Origin of the sequence: Streptomyces sp. JW3, from assembly GCF_052216785.1 — a bacterium.
In the GTDB taxonomy this organism is placed as follows: domain Bacteria; phylum Actinomycetota; class Actinomycetes; order Streptomycetales; family Streptomycetaceae; genus Streptomyces.
The window spans coordinates 1-10,485 of record NZ_JBQOUX010000173.1 but is presented as its reverse complement, the minus strand read 5'-3'; the positions used below and the strand labels follow the sequence as shown (position 1 = coordinate 10,485).

The 10,485-nt window shown below is 71.7% G+C and carries 7 protein-coding genes and 1 tRNA gene; 5 read left to right on the top strand and 3 right to left on the bottom strand.

The annotated features are described in order from the left end of the window. Positions 1 to 32 precede the first annotated feature (32 nt). Genes ACTT8P_RS36865 through ACTT8P_RS36855 form a run of 3 tightly spaced genes read right to left on the bottom strand, consistent with a single transcriptional unit; the run spans position 33 to position 5,138 of the window. Positions 33 to 2,177, bottom strand: coding sequence for an acetate--CoA ligase family protein (locus tag ACTT8P_RS36865; RefSeq protein ID WP_442836163.1), 2,145 nt, complete (start codon positions 2,175 to 2,177; stop codon positions 33 to 35). Between the two features lie 4 nt (positions 2,178 to 2,181). Further along, positions 2,182 to 3,414: a formyl-CoA transferase gene (gene frc, locus ACTT8P_RS36860; protein ID WP_442836162.1), complete on the bottom strand. Its 1,233-nt coding sequence runs from the start codon at positions 3,412 to 3,414 to the stop codon at positions 2,182 to 2,184. A 35-nt stretch (positions 3,415 to 3,449) separates the two neighbouring features. After that, a complete protein-coding gene (locus ACTT8P_RS36855; protein ID WP_442836161.1) occupies positions 3,450 to 5,138 on the bottom strand; it encodes a thiamine pyrophosphate-binding protein in 1,689 nt (562 codons plus the stop codon). Between the two features lie 141 nt (positions 5,139 to 5,279). On the opposite strand from ACTT8P_RS36855, the gene sucC reads away from it, so the two are divergent. The 5 genes from sucC to ACTT8P_RS36830 all read left to right on the top strand — a co-directional run bounded on the left by sucC (position 5,280) and on the right by ACTT8P_RS36830 (position 10,370). Further along, on the top strand, positions 5,280 to 6,410 hold the full coding sequence (gene sucC / locus ACTT8P_RS36850; protein ID WP_442836160.1) for an ADP-forming succinate--CoA ligase subunit beta: 1,131 nt from the start codon (positions 5,280 to 5,282) through the stop codon (positions 6,408 to 6,410). A gap of 14 nt (positions 6,411 to 6,424) precedes the next feature. After that, a complete protein-coding gene (gene sucD, locus ACTT8P_RS36845) occupies positions 6,425 to 7,306 on the top strand; it encodes a succinate--CoA ligase subunit alpha (RefSeq protein ID WP_442836159.1) in 882 nt (293 codons plus the stop codon). Between the two features lie 91 nt (positions 7,307 to 7,397). Then, on the top strand, positions 7,398 to 8,975 hold the full coding sequence (locus ACTT8P_RS36840; RefSeq protein WP_442836158.1) for an aldehyde dehydrogenase family protein: 1,578 nt from the start codon (positions 7,398 to 7,400) through the stop codon (positions 8,973 to 8,975). 127 nt (positions 8,976 to 9,102) lie between these two features. Further along, a tRNA-Leu gene (locus ACTT8P_RS36835) sits at positions 9,103 to 9,190 on the top strand. A 196-nt stretch (positions 9,191 to 9,386) separates the two neighbouring features. Continuing rightward, positions 9,387 to 10,370 carry a carbohydrate kinase family protein gene (locus ACTT8P_RS36830; protein ID WP_442836157.1) on the top strand — a complete coding sequence of 328 codons (984 nt, stop codon included), beginning with the start codon at positions 9,387 to 9,389 and terminating at the stop codon, positions 10,368 to 10,370. The last annotated feature ends 115 nt before the right edge of the window (positions 10,371 to 10,485 follow it).

Genomic DNA, 10,485 nt, shown 5'->3' with positions numbered 1-10,485 from the left:
CGCCCGGGCGGCCCCCCCCGCTGGGCCTCAGCTCATGTACCGCCCCCCAACACCCCGGCCGCCCGCGCCCAGCGGTACTTCGCGCCGAGCACGGCCACCGGCTTCTCGGTCGTGTACGGGTACGCCACGACCCCGTGCTCGAAGAGGTACTGGGACGCCTCCTCGACCTCCACGTCGCCCGCGAGCGAGGCCACCACGGGCTTCTCGATGCCGCGCGCGCGGAACTCCGCCACCACCCGGGCGGTCAGTTCGGCGAACACCATGGGAGGGGTCACTATGGTGTGCCAGTAGCCGAGGACCAGCGCGTGGATGCGCGGATCCTCCAGGCCCAGCCGGATCGTCGCCTCGTACGTCGACGGCGGCTCGCCCCCGGTGATGTCCACCGGGTTGCCCGCCGCCCCGAAGGGCGGGATGAACTTCCGGAAGGACGCGTCCAGGTCGGGCGGGATCTCCATCAGGGACAGCCCGTTGTCCGTCACCGCGTCGGAGAGCAGCACGCCGCTGCCGCCCGCCCCGGTGATGATGACGACGTTGTCGCCCTTGGGAGCCGGCAGCACCGGCAACGCGCGCGCGTACTCCAGCATGTCGTTCAGGCCGGGCGCCCGGATGACCCCGGCCTGGCGGAGGATGTCGTCGTACACGGCGTCGTCCCCGGCCAGCGCCCCGGTGTGCGAGCCGGCCGCCTTGGCGCCCGCGGCGGTACGGCCCGCCTTGAGGACCACCACCGGCTTCTTCGGAACGGTCGCCCGCGCGGCCGCCACGAAGGCCCGGCCGTCCTTGAGGTCCTCCAGGTGCATCGCGATGCACTCGGTGCGCGGGTCCTCGCCGAACCAGGTCAGCAGGTCGTCCTCGTCCAGGTCCGACTTGTTGCCCAGGCCGACGATCGCCGAGACACCCGTCTTGGTGGTGCGGGCGAAGCCCAGGATGGCCATGCCGATGCCGCCCGACTGGGAGGTCAGCGCCACGCCGCCCTTGACGTCGTAGGGCGTGCAGAACGTGGCGCACAGGTCCTGCCACGTCGAGTAGTAGCCGTAGATGTTCGGTCCGAGCAGCCGGACGCCGTGCCGCTCGGCGATCGCCACGATCTCCTCCTGGAGGGCGTGTTCGCCGGTCTCCGCGAAGCCGGAGGGGATCAGCACGGCGTTGGGTATGCCCTTGCGGCCGACCTCCTCCAGGGCCGCGGCGACGAACCGCGCGGGGATCGCGAAGACCGCCACGTCCACCTCGCCGGGCACGTCGGTGACGCTCTTGTACGCCTTGCGGCCCAGGATGTCGTCGGCTTTGGGGTTCACCGGGTGGATGTCCCCGGCGAAACCGCCGTCCACCAGGTTGCGCATCACCGAGTTGCCGATCTTGCCCGACTCGTTGGAGGCACCGATCACGGCGACCGACCGCGGCTCCATCAGTCGGCGCATCGAGACGAGGATCTCCTCGCGCGAGTAACGGCGGCGGGGTTTCTCCTCGGTCTCGGTGAGGATCACCCGGATGTCGGCGGCGACCGCGCCCGTCGGGGTGGCGATCACCGGGTTGAGGTCCACCTCGGCGATCTCCGGGAAGTCCGCGACCAGCTCGGAGACCCGGCGGATCTGCTCCGCCACCGCCCACCGGTCCACGCCCTGCTGCCCGCGCACCCCGCGCAGCACCTCAGCCGCCCGGATGGAGTCCAGCATCGACAGCGCCTCGTCGGCGTCCACCGGCGCCAGCCGGAACGTGACGTCCTTGAGGACCTCGACCAGCACCCCGCCGAGCCCGAACGCCACCACCTTCCCGAACGTCGGATCGGTCACCGCGCCGACGATGACCTCCTGCCCCTGCGGCAGCAACTCCTGGATCTGCACGCCCTGGATGCGCGCCGTCGCGTCGTACGCGCGGGCGTTCGCCACGATCCGATGGAACGCCGCGCGGACGTCAACGGCCCCTTCGACGCCGACGACCACGCCCCCCGCGTCGGTCTTGTGCAGGATGTCCGGCGAGACGATCTTCATCACGACGGGTCCGCCGAACCGCGCGGCGCACGCCACCGCCTCGTCCACGTCGGTGGCCAGTTCCTCGCCCGGTACGGCGATCCCGTACGCGTCGGCGAGCACCTTGCCCTCCGGCGCGGTGAGCGCGGCCCGCCCCTCGGCGCGCACCGCGTCCAGGAGCGCGCGCACCCGCGCGGTCCGGTCCTCGGCCATCACCTCAGATCACCCCGTTCGACTTGAGCAGCCGCAGTTCCTCGTCGCCGAGGCCCAGCTCACCGACGTAGACCTCTTCGTTGTGCTCGCCCAGCAGCGGGGAACCGGCCACCTCCACGGGGGAGTCGGAGAGCTTGAGCGGGCTGCCGACGGTCACGAACTCGCCGCGCTCGGGGTGCGCGACGCGGACCACCATCTCGTTGTCGGCCAGCGACCGGTCCTCGATGATCTCCTTGGTGGACAGGATCGGCCCGCACGGGATGTTGTGCGCGTTCAGCCGCTCCAGCACCTCCCACTTGGGCAGCGTGGCCGACCACTCCTCGATCAGCTGGAACATCTTGTTCAGCTTCGGCAGCCGGGCCGCCGGAGTCGCCCACTCGGGGTCGTCGGCCAGCTCCGGCCGGCCGATCAGGTCGGTGAGCGGCTGCCAGCCCACCGGCTGCACGATGACGTACACGTAGTCGTTGGGGCCGCCCGGCGCGCACTTGACCGCCCAGCCGGGCTGGCCGCCGCCGGACGCGTTGCCGGACCTGGGAACCTCGTCGCCGAAGTCCTCGTTGGGATATTCGGCGAGTGGACCGTGGGTCAGGCGCTGCTGGTCGCGCAGCTTCACCCGGCAGAGGTTGAGCACCGCGTGCTGCATGGCCACGTTCACCCGCTGCCCGCGCCCGGTGCGCTCCCGCTGGTACAGCGCCGCGAGGATGCCCGCCACGGCGTGCACGCCCGTGCCCGAGTCCCCGATCTGGGCCCCCGTCGCCAGCGGCGGCCCGTCCTCGAAACCGGTGGTGGACATCGATCCGCCCATGGCCTGCGCGACGACCTCGTACGCCTTGAAGTTGGTGTACGGGCCGTCGCCGAACCCCTTGATGGAGGCGTAGACGATCCGCGGGTTGATCTCCTTGATCCGGTCCCAGGTGAACCCCATCCGGTCCACCGCGCCCGGCCCGAAGTTCTCGACCATGACGTCCGAGCGCCGGATCAGCTCGGTGAGGATCTCCTTGCCGCGCTCGGTCTTGGTGTTGAGGGTGATGCTCCGCTTGTTGCAGTTGAGCATCGTGAAGTAGAGGGAGTCGACGTCCGGCAGGTCCCGCAACTGCTTGCGGGTGATGTCACCGGTCGGCGCCTCCAGTTTGACCACGTCCGCGCCGAGCCAGGCGAGCAGCTGGGTCGCGGAGGGGCCGGACTGGACGTGCGTCATGTCCAGGACGCGGATGCCCTCAAGAGCCTTCGTTGTCACGGGAGATGTGACTGGCGATGTCACGGGCGATCACCTCACTTGTACATGGTCTGGTTCATGGTTCCGGGGGCGTACGCGTCCGGGTCGACCCAGACGTTGATCAGCGACGGCTTGCCGGACTCGCGGGCCCGTAGCAGCGCGGGGCCGATGTCGGCGGGGTCGCGGACCTCCTCGCCGTGGCCGCCGAGCATGCGGGCGAACTGGTCGTAGGGGACGTCGCCGAGGGTGTTGCCGACCCGCTCACGGGCCTTGCCGTACTTGGCGGCCTGGCCGTAGCGGATCTGGTTCATGGAGGAGTTGTTGCCGACGATGCCGACGAACGGGAGGTCGTAGCGGACGAGGGTCTCGAAGTCCCAGCCGGTGAGGGAGAAGGCGCCGTCGCCGAAGAGGGCGACCACCTCCTTGTCGGGCCGGGCCTGCTTGGCGGCCAGCACGAAGGGGACGCCGACACCGAGGGTGCCGAGCGGTCCCGGGTCCATCCAGTGCCCGGGTGACTTGGGCTGCACGACCTGCCCGGAGAAGGTGACGATGTCGCCGCCGTCGCCGATGTAGATCGAGTCCTCGGTGAGGAAGTCGTTGATCTCGCTGACCAGCCGGTACGGGTGGATGGGGGAGGCGTCCGACCGGAGCTGCGGCAGCCGCTTCTCGAGGGCCGCCCGCTCCGCCGCGCGCAGCTCGTCCAGCCACTCCTTGCGCCGGGCCGCGCCGCCGTTCAGCCGTCCGGAGGCGGCCTCGGTCACCGACTTGAGCACCAGCCCGGCGTCCCCGACGATGCCGAGGTCGATGTCGCGGTTCTTGCCGACGGTGCGGTAGTCGAGGTCGATCTGCACCACCGTCGCGTCCGGCGAGAGCCGCTTGCCGTAGCCCATGCGGAAGTCGAAGGGAGTACCGACGATCACGATGACGTCGGCACCGGAGAAGGCGTAGCGGCGGGAGAGCTGGAAGTGGTGCGGGTCGCCGGGCGGCAGGGTGCCGCGGCCGGCGCCGTTCATGTACGCCGGGATGTTCAGCGTGCGCACCAGCTCGACGGCCGCCTCGGTGCCGCGGGTCGTCCACACCTGGCTGCCCAGCAGGATGGCGGGCTTCTCGGCGTGCGTCAGCAGGTCGGCGAGCTGCTCGATGGCCGCCGGGTCGCCGGCCGAGCGGGTCGAGGCCCGGTAGCCGCCGGCCTTCGGCACCCGGGCCCGGTCCACCGGCACCTTCGCGTCGAGCACATCGCGCGGTATCTCCAGGAAGGACGGCCCGGGGGCGCCGTGGTAGCACTCGCGGAACGCCATCGACACCAGGTCCGCCGCCCGCGCGGTGGACGGCACGGTGGCCGCGAACTTGGTGATCGGCGCCATCATGTCGACGTGCGGCAGGTCCTGGAGGGACCCCATCTTGTGCTGGCTGAGGGCGCCCTGGCCGCCGATCAGCACCATCGGCGACTCGGCGCGGAAGGCGTTGGCGACGCCGGTGACGGCGTCGGTGGTGCCGGGCCCCGCGGTGACGACCGCGCAGCCGGGCTTGCCGGTGACCCGGGCGTACCCGTCGGCGGCATGCGCGGCCACCTGCTCGTGGCGGACGTCGACGACCTCGATGCCCTCGTCCACGCAGCCGTCGTAGATGTCGATGATGTGGCCGCCGCAGAGGGTGTAGATACGGTCGACCCCTTCGGCCTTGAGTGCCTTGGCCACCAGGTGACCGCCGGATATGACGTCCTGGGACTGGGTGTCCTCGGGCATGCGAAGTCTGTCCCTTCATGAGGGGGTGGGGCGCTCTCGCGGTAGATTGCATACAGTCGACGAATACTGTATGAAGCTTGTTATCCCGCATCCGGTGGGTGGTGTCCAGGGGGCGTGCGGCATTTTCAGTCAGGAGCCGAAATGGACCTGTACGAGCACCAGGCAAGGGAAATCTTCTCGGAACACGGCATCGTCGTACCGAGGGCCGAGGTCACCGACTCGCCCGAGCGGGCCCGCGAGATCGCCCGCCGGCTCGGTGGCCGCGCGGTCGTCAAAGCGCAGGTCAAGACCGGTGGACGCGGCAAGGCGGGCGGGGTCGCGCCGGCCGCCGACCCGGCCGCGGCCGAGGCGGCGGCCCGCCGCATCCTCGGCATGGACATCAAGGGCCACCCGGTCGGCACGGTGATGGTCGCCGAACCCGTCGACATAGAGAGCGAGTTCTACGTCTCCTATGTGCTCGACCGCGCGGCCGGCGGTTTCCTCGCCATCGCCTCCGCCGAGGGCGGCATGGAGATCGAGGAGGTCGCGGCCCGGCGCCCCGAGGCGGTGGTCCGGGTCCCGGTCGATCCCGCCGGGAAGCTGACCACCGCCCACGCGGCACACATCGCGGCGGCCGCAGGGCTGCCCCCGCAGGCCGTCGACGTCCTGGTACGCCTGTGGGAGGTACTGGTCCGCGAGGACGCCCTGCTCGTCGAGGTGAACCCGCTGGTGCGCACCGCAGAGGGCCGGATCGTGGCCCTCGACGGAAAAGTCACCCTTGACGACAACGCCCGCTTCCGCCAGACCCGGTGGGGCGGCGAGAAGGACGAGCAGCACGACCCGCTGGAGGCCGCGGCCGCCGCCAAGGGCCTGCACTACGTGAAGCTGGACGGCGAGGTCGGTGTCATCGGCAACGGCGCCGGACTGGTCATGTCGACCCTCGACGTGGTGGCCGGCTGCGGCGCCCGCCCCGCCAACTTCCTCGACATCGGCGGCGGCGCCTCCGCCCGGATCATGGCCGACGGACTGTCCGTCGTCCTGTCCGACCCGGCCGTCAAGTCCGTCCTCGTCAACGTCTTCGGCGGAATCACCGCCTGCGACGCGGTCGCCGAGGGCATCGTCCACGCCCTCGACACAGTGCGGCTGACCAAACCGCTGGTGGTACGGCTGGACGGCAACAACGCGGCCCGGGGCCGCGCCGTACTCGACCAGCACGCCCACCCGCTCGTGCACCAGGCCACCACCATGGACGGGGCCGCCCGCCGGGCCGCCCGACTCGCCACCGCAGCCTGAAGGAGCCGTAGGACATGGCCATCTTTCTCACCGAGGCGAGCAAGGTCCTCGTCCAGGGCATGACCGGCGCCGAGGGCATGAAACACACCCGCCGGATGCTCGCCGCCGGCACCGACGTGGTGGGCGGCGTCAACCCGCGCAAGGCCGGCCGTACCGCCGACTTCGGCACCCGCGCCGTCCCCGTCTTCGGCTCGGTCCGCGAAGGCGTCGAGGCCACCGGCGCGGACGTCACCGTGGTCTTCGTACCGCCCGCCTTCGCGAAGGCGGCGGTCACCGAGGCCGTCGACGCGGGGATCGGCCTCGCGGTCGTCATCACCGAGGGCATCCCGGTGCACGACTCCGTCGCCTTCACCGCGCACGCCAGGGCGCGCGGCACCCGCGTCGTCGGCCCCAACTGCCCCGGCCTGATCAGCCCCGGCCGGTCCAACGCCGGCATCATCCCGGCCGACATCACCGAGCCCGGCCGGATCGGCCTGGTCTCGAAGTCGGGCACCCTCACCTACCAGCTCATGCACGAACTGCGCGACATCGGCTTCTCCACCTGCGTCGGCATCGGCGGCGACCCGGTGGTCGGCACCAGCCACATCGACTGCCTCAGCGCCTTCCAGGACGACCCCGACACCGACCTGATCGTCCTGATCGGCGAGATCGGCGGCGACGCGGAGGAACGCGCGGCGGCCCACATCCGGGCGCACGTGACCAAGCCGGTGGTCGGCTACATCGCCGGGTTCACCGCGCCCGAGGGCAAGACCATGGGCCACGCGGGCGCGATCGTCTCCGGCTCGTCCGGCACGGCCCACGCCAAGAAGGCCGCGCTGGAGGCGGCCGGGGTCGGGGTCGGCGCGACCCCCACCGAGACGGCCCGCCTGGTGCAGAGCGTCCTGACCCACGCCTGACGCCGCCCCCCCCGCCGGGAAAACCGGCCCGATCCTCGGCCCCGCCTTCCCCAGCCCCGCCCCCGACCGTGCACCGAGAGCGGAGACACCCATGGCACCCATCCCCGCCCCTACCCCAGCCCCGGCCCTCGCCCCCACCCTCACCCTCAAGCCCGGCACCGCCTGGACCGACGCCTGGCGGCGCTGCTGCGCCGTCGCCCCCGAGGCGTTCCGCGACGACCGGGTCCGCAACCTCTGGAACGCCGGCTGGCAGCCGGACGGCCGGGTCCTGCCCGCCACCAGCCCCGTCGACGGCACCCCGATCGCCGGCCCGCCCCGGCTCGACGCCGACACCGCCCACCGGGCGGTACGCGCCGCCCTCGACCAGCACCGCGCCTGGCGGCACGTCCCGCTGCCCGAACGCCGGGCCCGGGTCGCCGCCACCCTCGACGCCCTCACCGAACACCGCGAACTGCTCGCCCTGCTGCTGGTCTGGGAGATCGGCAAACCGTGGCGGCTCGCCCAGGCCGACGTGGACCGGGCCATCGACGGGGTGCGCTGGTACGCCGACGGCATCGACGGGATGCTGACCGGCCGGGCCCCGCTCGACGGCCCGGTATCCAACATCGCCAGCTGGAACTACCCGATGAGCGTGCTCGTTCACGCGGTACTGGTCCAAGCCCTGGCGGGCAACGCGGTCATCGCCAAGACCCCGACCGACGGCGGTGTCGCCTGCCTGACCCTGGCCGCGGCGCTCGCCGCCCGTGAGGGGATACCCGTCACCCTCGTCAGCGGCAGCGGCGGCGAGCTGTCCGAGGCGCTGGTGCGGGCGCCGGAGATCGGCTGCGTCTCCTTCGTCGGCGGCCGGGACACCGGCGCCGCGGTCGCCACGGCCGTCGCCGACCTGGGCAAACGGCACATCCTCGAACAGGAGGGACTCAACACCTGGGGCATCTGGAACCACTCCGACTGGGACACGCTCACGGCCGTCGTCCCCAAGCTCTTCGACTACGGCAAACAGCGCTGCACGGCGTACCCGCGCTTCGTCGTCCAGCGCGAGCTGTTCGACGAGTTCCTCGCGGCCTACCTCCCGGCCGTGCGCACCCTCAGCGTCGGCCACCCGCTGGCCGTCGAGGACCCGGCCGACCCGCCGCCCCGGCTGGACTTCGGCCCGGTGATCAGCGCCGCCAAGGCGAAGGAGCTGCACGACCAGGTCACCGAGGCCGTGGACCGCGGCGCCGTCCCGCTGCACCGCGGCCGGCCGACCGACGCCCGCTTCCTGCCCGGTCAGGACACCTCCGCCTACGTCCACCCGGTCACGCTCCTGAACCCGCCCCGGTCCTCCCCCCTGCACCACGCGGAACCCTTCGGCCCGGTCGACACCGTCGTCCTGGTCGACACCGAGGCCGAACTGCTCGCCGCCATGAACGCCTCCAACGGCGCCCTGGTCGCCACCCTCTCCACCGACGACCGGGCGACGTACGACCGGCTGGCCCCGCAGATCCGCGCCTTCAAGGTCGGCCACGGCGTCCCCCGCTCCCGCGGCGACCGCGACGAGCTGTTCGGCGGCCTCGGCGCGTCCTGGAGCGGCGCGTTCGTCGGCGGCGACCTGCTGGTCCGGGCGGTGACCCGGGGCCCCGCGGGGGAGCGGCTCCCGGGTAACTTCTCGGCGTACCAGCTCATGCCGTAGCCGACCGGTCACCGCTCGTACCGACCGCTGCCCAGGGCACGGAAACGCAGGTGAAAGGCACTGCGAAAGCTTGGTATGGTTGTCCATGTCGCCGCCGGGAACAGCCCTGGCGGACGGCAGACACCTGGTCCGGGTGGCGGAATGGCAGACGCGCTAGCTTGAGGTGCTAGTGCCCTTTATCGGGCGTGGGGGTTCAAGTCCCCCCTCGGACACCAGTACACCAGTACCAGCCGGTACCAGCAGATGATTTCCCATGAGACCCCTGTTCACCAGGGGTCTTTTGCTTTTCCCAGGTGCCGCCGGGCGCCCGGGACCCGGTGCGACCGTACTCCCGTCTTACCCCCGCTTAAGCGCCACCTCGAATGATGTGGGCGGCAGCCGACATCCACGCCACAGGGGCAGGGGCACTTGATGAAGATCGCCGTGACGGGTTCGATCGCCGAGGACCATCTCATGGTCTATCCGGGCAGGTTCACCGAACAGTTCATCGCCGGGAGCATCGACAAGGTGTCGCTCTCCTTCCTCGTCGACGAACTGGAGATACGTCCCGGCGGAACCGCCGCGAACATCGCCCACGGGCTGGGCCTGCTCGGGCTGCGGCCGCTGCTGGTGGGAGCGGTCGGGGACGGCTTCGAGCAGTACCGCGCCCGGCTGGAACGCCGCGGCGTCGACACCGCGTCGGTCCGGGTGAGCGACCGGCTGCACACCGCCCGCTTCGTCTGCACCACCGACAGCGACCACAACCAGATCGGCTCCTTCTACACCGGTGCCATGAGCGAGGCCCGGGACATCGACCTGCGGCCGGTACGGGACCGGGCGGGCGGACTCGACCTGGTCGTCGTCTCGCCCAACGACCCCGAGGCGATGCTCCGGCACACCCGCCAGTGCGTCGAGCTGGACGTCCCCTTCGTCGCCGACCCCTCGCAGCAACTGGCCCGGCTGGACCGCGACCAGGTCCGCGCGCTGCTCACCGGCCCCCGCTACCTGTTCACCAACGAGTACGAGAGCGTGCTGATCCAGGAACGCACCGGCTGGACCGAACAGCAGATCCTGGGCCGGGTGGGCAGCTGGGTGATCACCCGGGGCGCCGAGGGCGCCGTCGTCCAGCAGGCCGGCCTGCGTCCGGTCACCGTGAAGTCGGTGCCGCCCGCCGGACCCGCCGAGCCCACCGGCGCGGGCGACGCCTTCCGGGTCGGCTTCCTCGCGGCGGTCGCCTGGGGCCTGAGCCATCGCCGCGCCGCCCAACTGGGCAGCGCGGTGGCCACCGCCGTCCTGGAGGCCACCGGTTCCCAGCCGTCGTCCCTGTCCGGCCACGGCCTGCTGGCCAGGGTGCGCGACGCCTACGGGATCTCCGCGGCCGAGGACCTGGACCGGCACCTCACCGGGGCGTCCTGATGAGCGGCCCGAGCGCCGGCCGGGTCACCGCCCTGCGTGAGGCGCTCGCCACCCGTGTGGTGGTCGCCGACGGTGCGATGGGCACCATGCTCCAGGCGCAGAACCCCACGCTGGA